We start from the raw sequence: 17,082 nt of genomic DNA, 5'->3' as shown, positions 1-17,082 counted from the left end.
GTCAGAAACACCCAGAACCGTTCTTGATCATCATGCCCGTTTATTATCCCCGTTTTCTTGCACGGAAGAAATTTTATTTCTTATAATCTGCATGCGCTCATCAAGCATGGCGCTGATTTCCGCACATTCTGCAAGCTCCCGTGCTAGTTCTTGGCTTTGGTTTTCCGGGATACTCTTTTTGTAGCGCAACTTGTGTTCAAGACTGGCCCAAAAATCCATAGCAATGGTCCTGAGCTGAACCTCCACTTTTACGTTACGCTTTTCTTTGTGAAGAAAAATAGGCACTTCCACAATTAAGTGAAGACTGCGATATCCACTCGGCTTTGGCTCTTTGATATAGTTCTTACGCTCAATCAGGGTGACATCGTCCTGTTCCAACAGGCATTCCTCCAACATGTAGATGTCTTCCGGGAAAGAGCAGATAATTCGTAACCCGGCAATATCAGTGATGTTTTCCTCTATTGCTTCCAAGGTAATGGGTATGCCCCGGTTACGAATCTTTTTTATCAGGCTCTTCCTGGATTTGATCCGCGACTTGATGCCTTCTATAGGATTCCTGTCATATTGAAGAGAGAACTGTTCATTTAACACTTTGAATTTCGTCTCAACTTCCATGATGGCACATCGATAATAAGACATCAGCATATCGTACGGTTCTTTGTTTTGACGAATGAATTCTAAAAATTCGTCTGACATCAAATTATCCCGTACGAACTTCTCTTTCCTGGTTTTGAGTATATTTTTTAAGTCCATATGAAACTCCTTTTGTATGCCCTGCGAAATGAAACCTTTTGGCTTGGGCTAGGTATTTAGTATTTATGCCGTTTCTCTTAAAACTCCGATTTACGGTTCAATTATACTTTCAATTTGTGAATAATTCTACCGCAGAAGTATTATCAATGTTGTTACGGCAAAAAACGGCATAACCGCAAATCAACGATATGCTCGGTAAGGTTGAAACACTGCTTGTGGCAGTGGTGCTGATTGCCTTGGGGGCGAAATCCTTCTTGTGGGAACAATCAGCCGGGGCGATACCATGGGTTACTTGATGAAACGGCTACCCCTTCACACTGATTATAAGACAAGTAATGGACAAAGGGTTGTGATAACGTGATTTTACACACATCTTCTCTTTCTGCATCATGTTAAAATGAACGAAGAATTTCGAAGGAGGGGTCAATAATGATCAGAAAGATGATCAAAATCGATGAACAGGCCTGCGACGGCTGCGGATTATGCATTACTGCCTGTCACGAAGGGGCGCTGGTGCTGGTAAATGGCAAAGCCAGCCTGCTCCGCGATGATTATTGCGACGGGCTTGGCAACTGTCTTCCTGCCTGCCCGAAGGATGCGATCTCTTTTGAAGAAAGAGAAGCGGTGGAATTTGATGAAGAAGCCGTCAAAAAACATCTGGAAGGCCACCATCACCATCATTACCACCATGAACACACCTTGGCTTGCGGCTGTCCAGGCAATCATGCCGAGCTGCTGAGCCGTCCCGAATCCACCTATAAACCCGAAACCCAGCCGGAGGCTAAATCCCAGTTGAAGCAATGGCCGGTGCAAATAAAACTGGCTCCCCCAAACGCCCCCTATTTCGATAATGCCCATCTCTTGATCGCTGCCGACTGTAGTGCCTACGCCTACGGGAATTTCCACAACGAGTTTATGCGTAATAAAATCACCCTGATCGGCTGTCCAAAACTTGATTCTGTGGACTACAGCGAAAAACTGACGGCCATTCTGCAGCAAAACTCGCTTAAATCCCTGACCCTTGTCCGGATGGAAGTTCCCTGCTGCGGTGGTTTGGAAAGTGCGGTGAAAACCGCTCTCAAAAACAGCGGCCAACTCATACCCTGGCAGGTCGTCACGATCACAACCAACGGCCGGATTCTGGAGGATTAGATTCATAACGGCAATGTCTGAGGCAAAACTTATAAGCACCCCTGCGCAGACAAATACAACTGAGCAAAGAAAGGCTTCCTGAAGAGTGCATACTCCCGGGAAGCCTGGTTTTCGTTATGGGCAGTACTTTTCATAGCTTCTCCCGCAAGGCATTGTGGAGGAAATCTTGGATCTTCTCCTTATATATAATGTGCAACTCCGGATTTTTCCCGGCAAACCGGGTCATTTCATAGGCCAGTTCCTTAAAGTTCTTGAAAAGGCTGTCATATAAAAAAGCGATTTTATTGGCCTCGGCCTTGCCATAGGCTTCATTCAAAGCCGCCTCCATTTGTTTGATGGCTTTATAACCTGTTCGCTCTTTCAATTTGTCATAGGAGGCCTTTTTATTTTCGATCTCCTGCTCCAGCTTTCCCTTTACCCTCTCCAAATCATGGATTTCGGCTTTCAGACTGTCCCGTTCTTCGGTCAACCGGGAATTCTTATCCTTTTCCTTGTCCAGATCATCACGAAGATCTACGCTCTCCTGCCTGGCCTGATCCCGCTCGGTCACGGCCTGCTCCGCTTCCTGCTGCGCCTCTTGCCGCTGCTCAACGGCCTGTTTCAGCTCCCGGGTGCTCATGCCTTCCACATCCATCTCCATCAGGAACTCAACCCGCTCTTCCTTGGGAAGCCCTAAAAGAATCAAGGCTTGAACAGAAGTCAGGTTCGGCAGAGTCCGGCCTTCCTCAGTCTGAATCCTCTCCCCGCCTTGGAGCATCGCCCGATTCTGAGAAGCTTCCCCGGCTGGGGACAAGGGAAAGTATTCTCCATAAGCGTCAAAAAGCATAATCAGACGCTGGGCGGTTCTTTGGGAGTAATTGACCGATACCTCCAGCCATTGCCCCCATTCCCCATTGGGAAGCATGGATCTGACCTCTTTGAGCCTGCGCCCGATCTCGATAGTATGGATAAGGAAAATTTTCTCCATCTGCCGCTTCATGGTATTGATCTCGGAGGCAATCACAACGGGGGTCCGGTTGGCCGCCAATTCATCCATCATGCAATCCATCCTCTCCTGCACCTGGCAAATCTTCTGTATGTTCTATCCATAGCATATGATCCGTCCGCTCAGAGTGACCGTCGCCCCAAAACAATGTCCAGGAACACGACAACGTTGTCGCGGCCCTGGACAAGCTCTGTTTCCATATCTTTTTAGCTCCGGCTGTAACCTCCGGATAAATCGAATCATAGGGTATAGAGACAGGCCAGGTATCCGGTCTGCAGATTAAACAGAGGAGTTGAATTGAATGGCCATTGTTTCTGAACCACTCAATTCTGCATTGGTGGTGGTCTATCAGGATGGCTCTACTCCTGCCGGAGCTCCGGTGAGCCGTCAGAAAAGCATAAGCTATGTGCGTCCCGATGCTTCAGAAGAAGCACTTTATGAAATCGCACAGGCGCTATTCGGTCTCTCCCTTCATCCGGTCCTGGATGTACTGCTGAAAAAGAATTTCCGACTGAAGGAAGAGTAAGGGGCTGGAAAATCAAAAAAGAAAGGATGGAGCTTCATGGCAATAGCCACTAATAAAATCCTCCGGCTCAGTTTCAGTACTGCCGGAGGAAAGACGTTCACTCTGACAATTCCCAATCCCCGGGAGGATCTGAGCCAGGCTGAAATTCTGGCCGTCATGGATAAAATGATATCGGAAGATATTTTAATGACGACCAGCGGCGCTATCACGGGAGTCAAGGACATTAGGGTCGTCAATACCGTCATCAATGATTTATTCGATCCTGTCCAGCCTTAAAGGCAGCAGCGTGCCATTTGTGCCGTAAAGAATACCTTGGGATTGCCGGCTAAGGTCACTTGGCCGGCGGTCCATCCTCTTTTCCTAGAGCAACGGCCTGCACAAAACCTGTCCAAGAACAAGACAACGTTGTCGCATTCCTGGATAAGCCTCTTGTTTCACTCTACAGCGAGTTGCCGCCTGACGATGACTTGATTTAAATGGTCACAGTAATTTCTTTAAGCAGAACCCTCTGAAATTCCGGCTCCGGCAAAGGTTTAACACTTAAATGAAATTCCACCTCACTGATATCGTCCGGCAAGGACGGTGTCACCACGAAGGAATGCTGAATTGTTTTATCTGAACCGCTTCCTCTGTTTAGGGTGCATAGATATTCCGGTGCAATAGACAGTTCAAACATCGCATGTCCCAGATGGACAAAAGGTTCAGAGGTGATCATTTCAGTTTCAATATGCACAATACTGGCATTGCTGTATTGCTTTATATAGGTTACAGTATGAGACAATTTATCAACGGTCACTGATCTTAAAACGGGAATAAATTTCAAAAACTCGATCGGCTCTACCGGTACATGGATATGCTTCTCACTGTGCAAATGAGCAAAAACTATGCGCAACCAATCTTCCTTAAGGACGAAGGCTTGGCTCCAGTGGGAAATCAGGTCCGGATCAGGAAAACCGGGATTTTGATTGGACAGCTCTTTGCGCTTGGCAAGGAGGGAACAGATCTCTTCGTCCAGAGGAGCCAACTCTTTGCAGTAATAATCCGTAGGCGGGTGAAAAGGCACAGCGTTCATGAACTCAACCTTCTTTCCAGTTATTTATGAATCCTTCTTCTGTTACTTCCACCATGATCTGCTTTTTCCTGCCTTGGCAAGGGGGGCTTACAGTGGGCATAGGATGTCCCCAAACACGACAACGTTGTCGCGTTTGGGGACAAAGCCGATTTTCGTTAGTTTTTCCAATCAGAGCCCAAACTTCCTTATTCACACTCACAGCCATCATCCTGAATGACCACGACTTTGCTCTCAGGAAACGGCGTTCTCGTATTTTTTGATTCTCAGCATAGGTAGAGTTGGCACTACAGAAAATGAATAAAGAGCATTAGATTATCACTGGACAGTGAAAAGTTTTCAGCCTTAAGAAGCCCATGAATCTGCGTCAGCAGAGGGCAAATCTTGCTTGGAACGAATAATTTGGGTTACCGAAAGGTGTCTGCTTTGGGCAAACCGTCGAAAAATCGACTGCCGCAAATGGGCCGCCACGGTTGCTTCTGAGACAATCGCTTGGGAAGGTGTCCGAAGATAGTGAAAGAACAGGGCGGGCGTCCCCGACCGGATTTACGAACCGGGCGTTCGTAAGCGACGGCATTCATTTTGGCCTTGGTTACGATGTGCATAGAGCTCCCGCCGGTACGATGGCCTTCATACAAACGCCGGACTGATTAGTTTTTAATGCAATGCTAATGATTGACCATATATAATATTGGCCAGCGAACAGTCTTTTATGAACTACTTTACAACTCAGAACTTTGAAATTGACCATAATGACAAACGAGTTTCGATAATCAAAACTCGTTTGTCGATTAAACTGTTCCTTCTGTGCTGAAACGGGATTAAGCTTGAACAGAATTCTTCGAAGCGGCTGGGGTTTCGTATTTACGATTCCATCCAGTAAATACTGAGAAAAACAGAACCGCTAATAAAGTCCAGTTATATGGATTCATTAAAGCCGTCCAAATCGATGGCAATGGAAGATTAAATGCCTGAGCAGCGGAAGACATAGCCCCATACCAAACAATAACACAAATATGCCAGGGCAAGGTAAAGAACATCGAACATACTGCACAGTCCATGAGATTAGCCCGCCTTGCAGGGGCTAGGTTAAATTTCTTACCAATTGGTTTTACGAAACTTGGACCAACGAGTAATTCTGCTGGTGCATTTGCTGCAATTGGAATCGATGCTATGATTGTTACAAAAATAATTGATAATTCCGCTTGCCTAACGGTTTTAGCGATTGTCTTTTCAGCCCATTTTAATATGCTATTCATAACTCCACTTTCTACTAATATCTGAGTTACGGCTAACACGAGAAGGGCAAATATTATCGCTCCGGTTACACCAGAAATCCCTTTTTCAATTAATCCTGTTGATTCCCCTCTTTGAGCGGGAATGTGAAATAATACTGAAGGTACCATTTTGCCCGTTAACATCGCTATAATTGCTGCGCAAATGTTTCCCCAAATCAAAGACTCTACAATATGCCTTCCTTTTAGAGCCAAGACGACAACGACTGCAAAGCTAGCCAACATAAGGAGTCCACGTGGGTCAACCGTTGCTGCTATTTCAGGTAAATTCGATACTGTGCCGCCACCGCCAAATATCATTATTGGTATTACGGCCAATGCGGCAGCTGTCAATGAGAGAGGGGCACGACTACGAACAACATCCTTCATTGTCGCTTCTTGGGTGAACGCCGATACAATCGTAGTATCAGATACTGGTGCTAAATTATCGCCAAAGGCGGCACCTGCTAAAATCGTGGCGCCTAACATAGCTGGATTAGCGCCAAGAAATATACCGGCTGGGTATAATACTGGCATAAGGGCAAGTACTGTTCCCGTGCTCGTACCCGTTCCCAGTGAAAACATCATTGCCGCTAAGAAGGAAACCAAGACAAAAATTGCACCTGTTGCTCCGGCTTCCATTCCAAACCATAGCAAACCTTCAACTAGACCTCCCGCAACCATTAACTGGCCAAAAACACCAGCAAACAACCAAGCCGTAACAATTACTATACCATTCTTATCACCTAGTCCTCGGAGAACCGCTTGACAATATTCAAATTTATTTTTAGCAAATAACAATCCTGCCACGATAGCAAGCCAACCGCCCGCCCAAAAAGCCTGTGTTCCTCCACGCTCAGCAACCGAAAGCCAGACTAATATCCCAATTAGTACAAACAGTGGAATTAGTCCACCTAGTATTCCGCCATACATATCAAGTTTTTTACTCGCATCGAATTCATAGCTGTTCTCTACTTCTTGATTAGCCATCTTGCTACCTCCTAATAAAAATTATTAAATTTTAAATTCATATTAAGCAACGATGCTTTGTTTCCACCTGACGTAAGTCCCAAAAGATCATCTCTTTTAATGTAAATATTGGGACCGCCCAGTGCTTTGCTGAAGTTGGGCAGGAATTCCAAGGGGGTTTTACCCTTCCGTGTAACGTCTGCGCTTAAATTGTGCTAGATTCATAATAATAGCCCCCACTTTGTAATAATTATTTCTTGCACAAACCTTACTAAGTCTTCGCCCTAATTGGCTGTGTTAAAATACTCAGACTGAAAAATTAGCAGAAGGCACAGGGTCATTTTCAGAATTGCCAACAATCATGGCAGCGGAAGCATCGCCGGCAACATTTAAAGTGGTACGCGCCATATCTAAAATACGGTCAACACCTGCTACCAGAGCTATACCTTCTAAAGGTAGACCAACTGAGGAGAGAACCATTGTCAGCATAATTAACGCTGCACCAGGAACGCCGGCAGCTCCAAGGGAGGCCAGTGTGCCTGTTAATACGATGGTGAATTGTTGGGCTATTGTCAAATCCAACCCATATACTTGTGCTACAAATAGGGCTGCCACACCTTGATAAATTGCTGCACCATCGCTGTTAATGGTTGATCCTAGGGAAAGCACGAAACTGGATACATCTTTAGAAACACCTAGGCCGTCTTCCACAGATCTAAAAGTAGAAGGTAAAGCGGCTGCACTTGAACAGGTAGAAAAGGCTACTAAGAGCGCTGGCAACATAGCTTTATAAAACTTGATAGGACTAGCTTTTCCTATAAATTTAATAGCTGCCGAATAAATAAATGCTGCGTGGATGAAGCAGGCCAAAAATACAACGAGGATGATCTTAGCCATGGGAGCCAAAACAGCAAGACCATGAACAGCAACAACTGGGACCATTAAACCAAAGACACCAATAGGAGCTAATGCCATGACAAAATTGGTAATTACAAACACTATTTCGGAGAATCCTTCAAAGAAATTGCGTACCGGTTCCGCCTTTTTGCCAACAAAGGTGATCGCGACACCTACAAAAAGAGCAAAGACAACGATCTGTAACATGTTTCCTTTTACTAAATCCTCTAAAGGATTAGCAGGAATAATTTGCAAAATCATAGCTATGATCCCTGGAGATTCAGTTGCTTGATAGTTTGCATCAACTGGTATTTGAATGCCAGCACCAGGCTGAATCATATTAGCTAGTGTCATACCGATAGCAATGGCGATAGCCGTCGTACTAATATAATAGGCTACAGTTTTTCCGCCCATTCGGCCAAGCTTTTTTACATCACCAACACTTGAAGCTCCTACAACAAGGGTAGAAAAGATCAAAGGAACAATAACCATTTTAATTAAGCGCATGAACAACTCACCAAGGGGCTGAATATAACTCTTCGCGAAGTCAGCAGGAACAACAAGACCGACGAGGACTCCTAGGATTAAACCGATGAAAATTTTTGTGGCCAAATTTATTCTTTTCATTAGTTTCCCTCCATCATCATTTTTAGTTGTCAATAAGAACAAACGCAAAACTAGTTTGAGGATTCGCGCACTTTTCTTTCGGCGTATCGAATCGCAGAACAAGCGAGTATCCTTGTCGGATCGATATACTTTTCATTGATATTAAACTTCTCAAAGGCAATAGGTAATTCGGTGCAGCCCAAAACCAGAATTTCGGCATTTTTCTTTTTTAATTGAGCTATTACGCGATAGATACTTGTCAAGTCAAAGGTGTCTTGGCCTACTTTGATGGCTAGAATCAAATCCGCTATAGCTTGCCGTCCCTCTTCATCGGGTTTAATAACCTCCATATCATAGGAAGCAAATGTCTTATCATAGACTCCCGTATTATAAGTCCCTCTTGTAGCAAGCAGTCCTATTTTCTTACAGCGAGTACTCTCTTTTTTAATCTCTTTCGCTGTTTCTTCAATCATATTAATAAAATCAATACGGAGATGCTTTTTTATAGCATCATAAAAGTAATGGGCAGTATTGCAGGGCATTATAATTGCATCAGCGCCCATGCTTTGAAGTTTAAGAGCTGATTCAACCATTGCTTTCTCCGGACTTTCCCCGTCACCTAAGAGGAAGTCAAGACGATTCGGAATTCCTGGATAATTATCAATAATAAGATGAATATGGTCTTGATCTCGAGTAGCCTCTGTTAACGTGACAATTTTATTAAACATGTCCACAGTAGCTAAAGGGCCCATTCCTCCTAAAATTCCAATAACCTTATTCATAAATTACACTGTTCACTCCTGTTAAGGAACTGTGCAAGATCCTTAATTTGATTTGAGTGAGATGACCATACCCTGATGGTCATCTCAATTAGTTGCTTATTCTTTTTCTTAAATTATTTATCCTTACCAAGAATTGTTGGCATATAGGCATACAATGCCGGAGATCCGCCGGTATGTACAAACACCACATTCTCACCTTTTTTCAATTGGCCTTGACGAATCAATCCGATAAGCCCTGCCATTGTCTTACCAGTATAAACTGGGTCAAGCAAGATTCCTTCAGTTCTTGCAAGTAGTTGTACTGCTTCTACCATCGTTTCGGTAGGAAGAGAATATCCCGGTCCGACATATTCATCAACAACTTTTACTGCTTCACGGGAAATTGCTATTTTAAGTCCTATTTTCTCTGCAGTTTTATTGGCAAGATCGAAAATTAGGTTTTCCTGAGCTTTAGTTGAACGGTTAACACTGATGCCTGTAACAGGAATATTCATGTTGTTGCCTTGGAATCCAACAAGTAATCCACTGTGTGTTCCGCCACTGCCGCTTGCACAGACAAGATGGTCAAAATTGATGCCTTTTTCAAACATTTGCTCAGAAATTTCTTGAGCACATGCGACATAGCCCAGGGTGCCAATAGGGTTGGAACCGCCGCCGGGAACTATATATCCTTTTCTGCCTTCAGCAGCAAGTTCATTAGCTACCTTTTGCATAGCTTCCAGCATATTGGAACCGCCTGCAACAACAGAAACCTTTTCTACACCCAGTACATGGAAGAGGAAGTTGTTACCGCTGGCCTCAAGGTTGTAGCTGTCTTTTACTCTTTCTTCAAGGACAAGTCTGCATTTTAACCCTTCTTTCACTGCAGCGGCTAACGTAAGACGGCAGTGGTTGGATTGGACTGCTCCACAAGTAATAATGGTATCGGCACCTTGATCCAGAGCATCCTGCATCAAAAATTCCAATTTTCTCGTTTTGTTGCCACCTGATGTAAGCCCCAAAAGATCATCTCTTTTAATGTAAATATTAGGGCCACCCAGTGCTTTGCTGAAGTTGGGCAGGAATTCTAAGGGAGTTTTACCTTCTGTGTAACGTCTGCGCTTAAATTGTGCTAGATTCATAATAATGTCCTCCATCTTGTTATAATTATTTTTTACACAAGCTTGCTGGAAGCTTTAGCCTTTACGATGTTCCCATGGGTACTGTTGAGACATTTAGATTTTATATCTCCGCAATGACTTCGATTTCGATATTCGCTCCTTTTGGCAAGGCAGCAACTTATACGGCAGAATGGCTCGGCGGATTCTTATCAAAGAATGTAGCATAAACCTCATTAACTGCTGCAAAATCATTGATGTCCGTTAAAAAAACCGTACCCTTTACCACCTTATTTAAATCTGCCCCCGCTGACCGAAGAACAGCTTGGACATTTTTAATGGATCGAGCAGTCTGAGCTTTGATGTCCTCAGGAAACAGCCCCGTGCTTGGATCCAGCGGTAATTGACTCGAAACAAACACATAATTCCCCGCCTTAATGCCTTGGACATAGGGTCCCATGACTGCCGGCGCAGCATCTGTTTGAATAATCTCCTTCAAAGTTATCACCTCCTCCGCTTGATCATCTTATTTCTTTCACAAGGTTAAGCAAAAAAATGATCCCTTAAGATGGCCTTTGTGTTGTTTTTAAGCTTATCTTACAATACTTTTTAATATTTTACAACAATTTTGGCATAATTATTAAAAAATTTTAGTAATTACAGAGGGGGGATGATTACTGGTCGAGTAGCAAGGGCGCCTCGCAACGCCCGAGCCCTTACAGATCCGTGCTTGCACGATAAACACACACGGCTCCTCATCTTAAGATTCGCGTCTTGCTAACCATAAATACTTACTCGAATTCTTGGTTGTATCAAAGGGAATACTTTGAGCAAGTTGTTGAACCCTTCCCATGTGTAGCTGCATTTCTGGCTTCTGCGATTGAGCCATTTGAAGAGCGCCTTGAGCGCCCGGTAATAGTAGGTTTTGATGCTCTTGCTGTTATCCGTAATACCATAGTATTGGTAGTGGCCACGCAGTTTTGCATTGGTTTCTGCGATCATCGTTCTGACTGGCAGATGCTCGATTGGTTCTTATCCAGTCGTTCATCTCTGCGTAAATTCCATCCTTTAATTTCTCCAAACTAAATTCTACTTTCCCAAGTGAATGGGTGGAATTTAGTTTGAAAATTAAGTGCATTGATCAAACTATAAATAGCGCTTGTTAAAATCATCAACTTATCTTAAACTATTTGAAGAACTAATTTTATTGAGGTGATCCAATGAGTCAAGCTCTTAACTCCATCCATCCCAAACTTGCACAATATGTTCCTTTTGCTGATGCTTTGGCGGAAACACTTGGTGCCAGTTGCGAAATAGCTATTCATGAATTCTCTCACCCTGAAAGTTCGGTCGTATATTTGGCGGGCAATGTGGTTGGCCGTCAGATTGGATCTCCCATTACTGAACCATTGCAATTGCAACTTCAGTTATATGGTGATAATGTTCCCAATATATGCAACTTTACGCGCAGGTTAAAAGATGGCCGAAACACGAAATGTTCCAACATATTTATTCGGGATGAACAAGGTAAAGTAATCGGCTGCTTTTGCATCAATTATGATCTATCATTAATAGAGGCAATGAAAAAGTTTACGGAGGAATGGATACCTCACGAGGATAAAACCGAAAATCTATCCGAAGAAAAGTATGGTGGTATTTCCCATATCTTGGAGCAAATCATCAGCGATACATTATCCAGGTATTCCAAACCTGTTTCATTAATGCAAAAAGAGCATAAACTAAAAATCGTTGAGGTTTTAGATGAAAAGGGTGTTTTCTTAATTAAAGGAGCTGTCGATGACGTGGCCAATGCGATTGGGGTGTCCCGTTATTCTGTCTATAACTATTTGGATGAAATTCGCGCCGCAAAAAAGTAGATTTTTGAAAGACCAAACCGCTTCCAAGTCTTATTTGAAAGTGGTTTGGTCTTTCTTTGGTTATTACTTTTAGTTCATGGCATTCTTAATGGCTGCGCAAGTGACGGCTGTACCTACCGACGCGCGGCGTTGCGGCCTGCCAGCAGATTCCACATAGCTGCCATGAAAATAACCGCCTGAGCAGTCGCCTGCGACGTACAGGCCTTCGATGGGGTTACCGTCTTTCAGTAATCACCTCAAAATACTCTTCTCTACATTTTATGCGTTTTTTTGCATAAAAAATTGCAATTATTGCATACTATAGAATGAGCTCGAGGTGATTCATAATGTATCAACGGTTGCGCGATTTACGGGAAGACCGATGGCCGCAGACTTAAACGGTTAAGCCTCAATACTATAAATAATACATTAGCGGCCAAAGGCACGGTTTAATAGGGAAACTTATTGAACTATACCCCAAACTGGTACGGAAATGCAAGAGATAGGCGTTGTCCCAAAAGGGATGACGCCTATCTCTTTTATGTTGATGACCGCTCGATCAATGCTGCATAGGTATTCCGGTGCAATAGACAGTTCAAACATGACATGTCCCCAAACACGACAACGTTGTCGCGTTTGGGGACAAATCCGATTTCCGCGGTTTTCTAATTAAGTCCAAAACTTTTTTAGTCATAATCACAGCCTTCATCTTGAATGACCACGGCTTTGCTCTCAGGAAACGGCTCTCCATCCATGTATTCTATTTCTCCCTCCTGCTGTGCCTTTAAAAGGATATCCATGGCATCAGCAACTTTAGCCGCCAGTTGAAAATACATTTTTTTATAGTCCGTCATTCCAGTCTCTACCCCCTATTTCAAGCAGCGGCAAGGCTCCGGGTCTTGACCCGGTCCTGCCGTCTGCTTTGATAGGGGAAATTAAAAAGCGCATGCGAGGTTTTTTTTACCCTACACATGCGCTATGCTTCGTTTATCTGCTGAAATCCTAACACCTAACCCCACTCAACCGGAAACAAACCGGCTGTGAACAGAAAAGCGGTCCGCATAACCGGTATGCGAACAATTCCTTTCCGCTGCCTGGGTCAGGAATAGGCTGAATCTCCTGCTGCGTGAAGCCGCACAGTCTGCTCCCTGCAGACATCTTATTACACTCACTTCACCCGCGGCACAGGCACCTTGCTTGTGCGGAAACGGGCGACATTGTATAATAAGGGTGTCGTCGTGGACAGCTGGACTGTTACGTGTAGGTGCCTATACACCTGCTCGTGCCTGAGGGTGCTGCAACACTTTCAGGTCACGGCGACTTTTTAATTTCCACCTAGTGTTAATTATAGCTTTTTTGAAGGGAAATGCAAGGTGTGGGGGAGGGGGAATTTTGCTGGGGCCTGGCTTTCCGCCTCTTTCTTTGAGAAGCTTTGTACAGTTTTCCACTACGAAAGCTCCTATTGGGGGCATTCTGCAGTGCAGCCATCCTTTTGCTCAAAGATTCCAACTATGAGGTTGGCAAACTTAAATATACCAGTACAGGTTCTGGGCAAAATCGCGGACCTGCTTGGAACCAGCATTGACTATCTAGTAAACCGCACGGATGTGAAGATCCTATCTCCGTAGGAAGTAGTTGTTACCAACAAACCTATAAATGTTAAATAAAAGTTCTGTAAGCTCTTAATATTAGAGTGGTACATGAAAAATTCCTGTTACAACTTAATAAGCGAGCAGAACATTACCTCATATTACAGGCGATAATATTCTGGAAATTTAAGAGATCAATGCATAACTATCAAGAAACACCGAACCATCCTTAACACTTACTTCCTTTTTCATACCCGATCAGTACATGGCTGATCAGATGCTGAGCGGCAGCTCGTTCACCGTCTTTTGTCTTTTCTTCTCTCAACAGCTCCATGACGACCTGGTTTTAAATTCTTCTTTTCAGACCCGTGTCTCCATTATACTTTAGAGTCATTATAAAGTTTACCTATTGAAAAAACCACGCTCATATGGAATTAGATCGCTCTTTTCATCTAAATGGTTTCTTATTATGTAGGGAAGGACGTGATCTTCATTAATATCAGGCGGTAAGAGCCTCATGATTTTTCTAATGGCGGAAATAGGTACATTGTATTCAAGCAACAAAGTAAGATTCGGGGGCAAAAAATCATTTTCAATCAAGTTAGCGTAAAACAAGTAATTTCCAGGGGCTATGTGCATCTTTTGGCAAACATATTCTTGCAGTGAATTTATGACGGTAAGCCACTTAGGAACTTTGTATTCAAACCAATGTCGAAGTGTTTGAAATGAGTCTTTTATGGCTTCATCTAATATATCCACATCGTTCCATTTAGAGTAGCGTGGCTGGGTTTTGTAGAAACTATAAGTGTTTTGTATTAGCTGTTGTAAGGACTTATGCAGGGTATAATCAAACGTTTGCTTGACTAATTTCGCTTTCGTCATAGGGTTAGTCGTTTCGCCGGGTTTGATTAAATTATCCCAAGCTAAACCAAGAGTATAAGCTAATTGGTTGTATGTAGGATACCCTGTCCAATTGACTAATGTAAAGTCTGAAAGATGCATAAGTGTATTTATAATATTTTCTTGCCCTCTGACAGTTACGCCATTTCGCTGTATTATAGCTTTCATATCTTTAGGTAAGCTTTGGATATATTGATTTTGTTCACTATTAGGCTGCCTAATTTCCTCAAGGTTTAGATTAATTAAAACTTCATCAGAAACCGGGTTCTGCTCAAAAAAGGGGATATCTACAATAATATCTTCTTTAGGGGGAGGTGGATTAAAATTATAAATCTTTCCTACAAAGTGGACCATCATCCGACCTGCGCGTCCTTTTATATTACTATAATCGAAGAAATCAATTGGCGTGTCCTTTCCCTTTGTTTTATCGTAATAAATAATATTTTTGGCACTTGTATTAACGCCTTCGATTATGGTAGTTGTACAGAACAAACAATTCAACGATTGGTTATTAAAATAATCTATGATGGAACTAGTTATATGACGAGGAAGGGCGCCATCATGAATACCAATTTTGTAGTTTAAACACTCCGTTAAACACCATTGCCTATGAATGCTTTTCTCAATCCATTCAACTAAAGGTAAGGGCGAAATCTTCTGAATGTTTTTCTCCTGAAGAAATACAGAATACTTCTTAGATAAATCTCTTACTTTAGCAGGTGAGGAACAAAACACTAAGGTTTGCTCTTCTCTTAGTAAATAAAGCAATTCAAATAAAGTTTTTTCTTTAAATATTTTTTTCTGCCCTGATCGGCCAAACTGACCTTGATATTTAGAATAATAATCAACTTCCTCATTAGCAACTAGGGAATACGTAGTCTTATAAAATTCAGCGTTATATTTTTCTGCAAAGCCATTAGATATGTCCTCTATATTGGGCCCTAAGAACATAAAAGAAGCCCTATGCTTGTTTAAAAGAAGATAAAGAGCATTGTTTAAAATATCTGAACGTTCATCATCACGTTTCGCGCTAAGTTTATAGAATTCATCTAAAACAAAAAATTCTATGTCTGGGAGATGCGGGTATTCCAAGACTCGCTCGGCTGTTAACAAAAATATATTACCCTTTTCATTTGATGTAGGTTGCGTAGTCTTGACTACTATTTTATAGTAAGAATCATATTTCATTAGTTTCTTTCTGGTTTCATCTAACAACGCTAACGTAGGTTGAATAATTACGATATTCTTATAACGACGGCTAGATACAATCTCTTCAATTAGAAGGCTTTTCCCGAAACTAGTCGGGGCACTAATAATCATATTTTTGCCTAAAGATATCCTTTGTAACAATTCTTTTTGTTCTTCATGTAAATACAGATTACTGAGGTACTGGGATTTATATAATCCTTTTCTAATCAATCCAGCAGTATTATCTACCTGAAGCCGATCTTTGTATTTTTCGAGATATGGATAAAAGCCCACTGACTCTATCATATCCACCCACATTTGTTGAGCTTGAACATCAATTTTATTCCAATTATCTAAGAGATAAATTAATATCAGCCTCACATCGTTTTTTCTTACATTATCCTTTAACATTTTGTTGCAATATTTAATTAGTTTGAAACTATCATCAAGAGTAATATAGTCCGCACTCTTGATGGAACGTATAAATTCTCTTGACATTATAATTCTCCCATGCTCTGAATATTGCTTAAGTTCCTATGTAATCTTGCAACTAATTCTTTTTTACACTGAACAGGAAATAGTAGCAAAATTATATTTAAGTTACTTTTAAGCGGATGATCATTATTGTCATCAAAATACTGCTTTAAGCTAAGCATTTCACTTTTATATTCACTTATAAATGTATATAGCCTATCATCTGAATGCTTGGTGAATAGAGGACTTTCATATGTACATAGTAAAGGAATATTTATATTCTCTAGTTGTTCACGCATAGTTGTTGATTCACGCAATAAGTCTATCCAATGGTCCTTTTCAGGTATATTATCTATGGTTTTTATTTTTCTCGAGACAATGGCGAATTCACTATTCAAATAGTCGCAAAGAAAATGTTCTTTTATGTCTTGAATAAGGGCTGAAATTCCTCGTTTGCCATCAGTATAAAGCTTTGACTCCCCAAGCCAGAGTGTTTTTGTGCTTTCTTGTATATGGACAGCATCAAAACCATGTACGGCTGTACCTAAAGAATCTCTAAAATAGATCTTGGAAATTAGAGGAATAGTGTCCTGATAATCCCGCAGAAGCAAGTGAAGTATTAATTCCCCAAACTCTCCACGTCTTAGGTATCTATCAGCGACGGCATCATTTATGGAATCTCCACTTAAGTATATATCTCTTACTTTTTGAAATTGATCTATGCTATATACCGCTTTAGCTGCGTCACAAAGTGTATTAACGATTTCGGTATTTGATGTTGTATGCCCTAAATGATGTCCAAAAGCAAATTCAGGGATAACTCTAATGAGCAATTTTACAAGATCATTAATACGATAGCAGCTTTTACCACTATCGTCTAAATCAAAGCCAACAAAATATGTACATAGATTTTCCTGGCAAATATGTTGTTTTATGATTTTGTTTGCTCCGAAGTATTCCATGTA

At 42.1% G+C, this 17,082-nt stretch carries 17 protein-coding genes; 4 read left to right on the top strand and 13 right to left on the bottom strand.

Annotated elements, in window-relative coordinates; genetic code table 11:
• Nucleotides 1-30 precede the first annotated feature (30 nt).
• Nucleotides 31-753, bottom strand: a complete 723-nt coding sequence (locus DESPCE1_RS0102735) for a GTP pyrophosphokinase family protein (RefSeq protein ID WP_019849384.1) — start codon at nucleotides 751-753, stop codon at nucleotides 31-33.
• Between the two features lie 429 nt (nucleotides 754-1,182).
• Here DESPCE1_RS0102735 and DESPCE1_RS0102730 point away from each other — a divergent pair, with 429 nt between their 5' ends.
• Nucleotides 1,183-1,905 (top strand): ATP-binding protein, encoded by a 723-nt coding sequence (locus DESPCE1_RS0102730; RefSeq protein WP_019849383.1) that lies wholly within the window; start codon nucleotides 1,183-1,185, stop codon nucleotides 1,903-1,905.
• Nucleotides 1,906-2,035: 130 nt separating this feature from the next.
• Here the strand turns inward: DESPCE1_RS0102730 and DESPCE1_RS0102725 are convergent, their stop codons facing one another.
• The gene (locus tag DESPCE1_RS0102725) at nucleotides 2,036-2,944 is read right to left on the bottom strand and encodes a DUF3102 domain-containing protein (RefSeq protein ID WP_019849382.1); all 909 of its coding nucleotides are present in this window, start codon (nucleotides 2,942-2,944) and stop codon (nucleotides 2,036-2,038) included.
• A 247-nt stretch (nucleotides 2,945-3,191) separates the two neighbouring features.
• Here DESPCE1_RS0102725 and DESPCE1_RS0102720 point away from each other — a divergent pair, with 247 nt between their 5' ends.
• Both DESPCE1_RS0102720 and DESPCE1_RS0102715 read left to right on the top strand, forming a co-directional pair.
• Nucleotides 3,192-3,416, top strand: coding sequence for a DUF1659 domain-containing protein (locus DESPCE1_RS0102720; protein WP_019849381.1), 225 nt, complete (start codon nucleotides 3,192-3,194; stop codon nucleotides 3,414-3,416).
• 36 nt (nucleotides 3,417-3,452) lie between these two features.
• Nucleotides 3,453-3,692 (top strand): DUF2922 domain-containing protein, encoded by a 240-nt coding sequence (locus tag DESPCE1_RS0102715; RefSeq protein ID WP_014792511.1) that lies wholly within the window; start codon nucleotides 3,453-3,455, stop codon nucleotides 3,690-3,692.
• 196 nt (nucleotides 3,693-3,888) lie between these two features.
• Here the strand turns inward: DESPCE1_RS0102715 and DESPCE1_RS0102710 are convergent, their stop codons facing one another.
• The 8 genes from DESPCE1_RS0102710 to DESPCE1_RS22245 form a co-directional block, all read right to left on the bottom strand.
• Complete coding sequence (locus DESPCE1_RS0102710; RefSeq protein WP_019849380.1) at nucleotides 3,889-4,488, bottom strand: hypothetical protein; 600 nt, start codon at nucleotides 4,486-4,488, stop codon at nucleotides 3,889-3,891.
• Nucleotides 4,489-4,492: 4 nt separating this feature from the next.
• The gene (locus tag DESPCE1_RS20940) at nucleotides 4,493-4,687 is read right to left on the bottom strand and encodes a hypothetical protein (RefSeq protein ID WP_033422376.1); all 195 of its coding nucleotides are present in this window, start codon (nucleotides 4,685-4,687) and stop codon (nucleotides 4,493-4,495) included.
• Between the two features lie 619 nt (nucleotides 4,688-5,306).
• Nucleotides 5,307-6,749 (bottom strand): Na+/H+ antiporter NhaC family protein, encoded by a 1,443-nt coding sequence (locus DESPCE1_RS0102700; RefSeq protein WP_014792508.1) that lies wholly within the window; start codon nucleotides 6,747-6,749, stop codon nucleotides 5,307-5,309.
• Nucleotides 6,750-7,034: 285 nt separating this feature from the next.
• Nucleotides 7,035-8,252 carry a dicarboxylate/amino acid:cation symporter gene (locus tag DESPCE1_RS0102695; RefSeq protein WP_014792507.1) on the bottom strand — a complete coding sequence of 406 codons (1,218 nt, stop codon included), beginning with the start codon at nucleotides 8,250-8,252 and terminating at the stop codon, nucleotides 7,035-7,037.
• A gap of 50 nt (nucleotides 8,253-8,302) precedes the next feature.
• Nucleotides 8,303-9,013, bottom strand: coding sequence for an aspartate/glutamate racemase family protein (locus DESPCE1_RS0102690; RefSeq protein WP_019849378.1), 711 nt, complete (start codon nucleotides 9,011-9,013; stop codon nucleotides 8,303-8,305).
• Nucleotides 9,014-9,126: 113 nt separating this feature from the next.
• On the bottom strand, nucleotides 9,127-10,134 hold the full coding sequence (locus DESPCE1_RS0102685; protein WP_014792505.1) for a D-cysteine desulfhydrase: 1,008 nt from the start codon (nucleotides 10,132-10,134) through the stop codon (nucleotides 9,127-9,129).
• Nucleotides 10,135-10,291: 157 nt separating this feature from the next.
• Nucleotides 10,292-10,609, bottom strand: a complete 318-nt coding sequence (locus tag DESPCE1_RS0102680) for a Rid family detoxifying hydrolase (protein ID WP_014792504.1) — start codon at nucleotides 10,607-10,609, stop codon at nucleotides 10,292-10,294.
• Between the two features lie 278 nt (nucleotides 10,610-10,887).
• Entirely contained in the window at nucleotides 10,888-11,112 is a 225-nt protein-coding gene (locus DESPCE1_RS22245; protein WP_084813848.1) for a group II intron maturase-specific domain-containing protein, read from the bottom strand.
• A gap of 218 nt (nucleotides 11,113-11,330) precedes the next feature.
• On the opposite strand from DESPCE1_RS22245, the gene DESPCE1_RS0102675 reads away from it, so the two are divergent.
• The gene (locus DESPCE1_RS0102675; RefSeq protein ID WP_014792502.1) at nucleotides 11,331-11,987 is read left to right on the top strand and encodes a transcriptional regulator; all 657 of its coding nucleotides are present in this window, start codon (nucleotides 11,331-11,333) and stop codon (nucleotides 11,985-11,987) included.
• 665 nt (nucleotides 11,988-12,652) lie between these two features.
• Here DESPCE1_RS0102675 and DESPCE1_RS23110 read toward each other — a convergent pair.
• The 3 genes from DESPCE1_RS23110 to DESPCE1_RS0102655 all read right to left on the bottom strand — a co-directional run bounded on the left by DESPCE1_RS23110 (nucleotide 12,653) and on the right by DESPCE1_RS0102655 (nucleotide 17,079).
• The gene (locus DESPCE1_RS23110; protein ID WP_019849377.1) at nucleotides 12,653-12,820 is read right to left on the bottom strand and encodes a hypothetical protein; all 168 of its coding nucleotides are present in this window, start codon (nucleotides 12,818-12,820) and stop codon (nucleotides 12,653-12,655) included.
• Nucleotides 12,821-13,957: 1,137 nt separating this feature from the next.
• Entirely contained in the window at nucleotides 13,958-16,141 is a 2,184-nt protein-coding gene (locus tag DESPCE1_RS0102660) for a DEAD/DEAH box helicase (protein ID WP_019849375.1), read from the bottom strand.
• Nucleotides 16,141-17,079 (bottom strand): DUF1837 domain-containing protein, encoded by a 939-nt coding sequence (locus tag DESPCE1_RS0102655; RefSeq protein WP_019849374.1) that lies wholly within the window; start codon nucleotides 17,077-17,079, stop codon nucleotides 16,141-16,143. The genes DESPCE1_RS0102660 and DESPCE1_RS0102655 overlap by 1 nt, the downstream gene beginning before the upstream one ends.
• Nucleotides 17,080-17,082 lie beyond the last annotated feature (3 nt).

Source organism: Desulfitobacterium sp. PCE1, assembly GCF_000384015.1.
GTDB lineage: Bacteria > Bacillota > Desulfitobacteriia > Desulfitobacteriales > Desulfitobacteriaceae > Desulfitobacterium > Desulfitobacterium dehalogenans.
This window is presented reverse-complemented; position numbering and strand designations above follow the sequence as displayed.

Bases quoted from the DNA above. Each gene is read 5' to 3' on its own strand.
- DESPCE1_RS0102690 (WP_019849378.1), bottom strand. From the start codon at position 9,013: ATGAATAAGGTTATTGGAATTTTAGGAGGAATGGGCCCTTTAGCTACT.
- DESPCE1_RS0102700 (WP_014792508.1), bottom strand. From the start codon at position 6,749: ATGGCTAATCAAGAAGTAGAGAACAGCTATGAATTCGATGCGAGTAAA.
- DESPCE1_RS0102660 (WP_019849375.1), bottom strand. From the start codon at position 16,141: ATGTCAAGAGAATTTATACGTTCCATCAAGAGTGCGGACTATATTACT.
- DESPCE1_RS0102735 (WP_019849384.1), bottom strand. From the start codon at position 753: ATGGACTTAAAAAATATACTCAAAACCAGGAAAGAGAAGTTCGTACGG.
- DESPCE1_RS0102695 (WP_014792507.1), bottom strand. From the start codon at position 8,252: ATGAAAAGAATAAATTTGGCCACAAAAATTTTCATCGGTTTAATCCTA.
- DESPCE1_RS0102685 (WP_014792505.1), bottom strand. From the start codon at position 10,134: ATGAATCTAGCACAATTTAAGCGCAGACGTTACACAGAAGGTAAAACT.
- DESPCE1_RS0102720 (WP_019849381.1), top strand. From the start codon at position 3,192: ATGGCCATTGTTTCTGAACCACTCAATTCTGCATTGGTGGTGGTCTAT.
- DESPCE1_RS0102655 (WP_019849374.1), bottom strand. From the start codon at position 17,079: ATGGAATACTTCGGAGCAAACAAAATCATAAAACAACATATTTGCCAG.
- DESPCE1_RS0102710 (WP_019849380.1), bottom strand. From the start codon at position 4,488: ATGAACGCTGTGCCTTTTCACCCGCCTACGGATTATTACTGCAAAGAG.
- DESPCE1_RS0102675 (WP_014792502.1), top strand. From the start codon at position 11,331: ATGAGTCAAGCTCTTAACTCCATCCATCCCAAACTTGCACAATATGTT.
- DESPCE1_RS0102725 (WP_019849382.1), bottom strand. From the start codon at position 2,944: ATGATGGATGAATTGGCGGCCAACCGGACCCCCGTTGTGATTGCCTCC.
- DESPCE1_RS22245 (WP_084813848.1), bottom strand. From the start codon at position 11,112: ATGATCGCAGAAACCAATGCAAAACTGCGTGGCCACTACCAATACTAT.
- DESPCE1_RS0102715 (WP_014792511.1), top strand. From the start codon at position 3,453: ATGGCAATAGCCACTAATAAAATCCTCCGGCTCAGTTTCAGTACTGCC.
- DESPCE1_RS0102730 (WP_019849383.1), top strand. From the start codon at position 1,183: ATGATCAGAAAGATGATCAAAATCGATGAACAGGCCTGCGACGGCTGC.
- DESPCE1_RS23110 (WP_019849377.1), bottom strand. From the start codon at position 12,820: ATGACGGACTATAAAAAAATGTATTTTCAACTGGCGGCTAAAGTTGCT.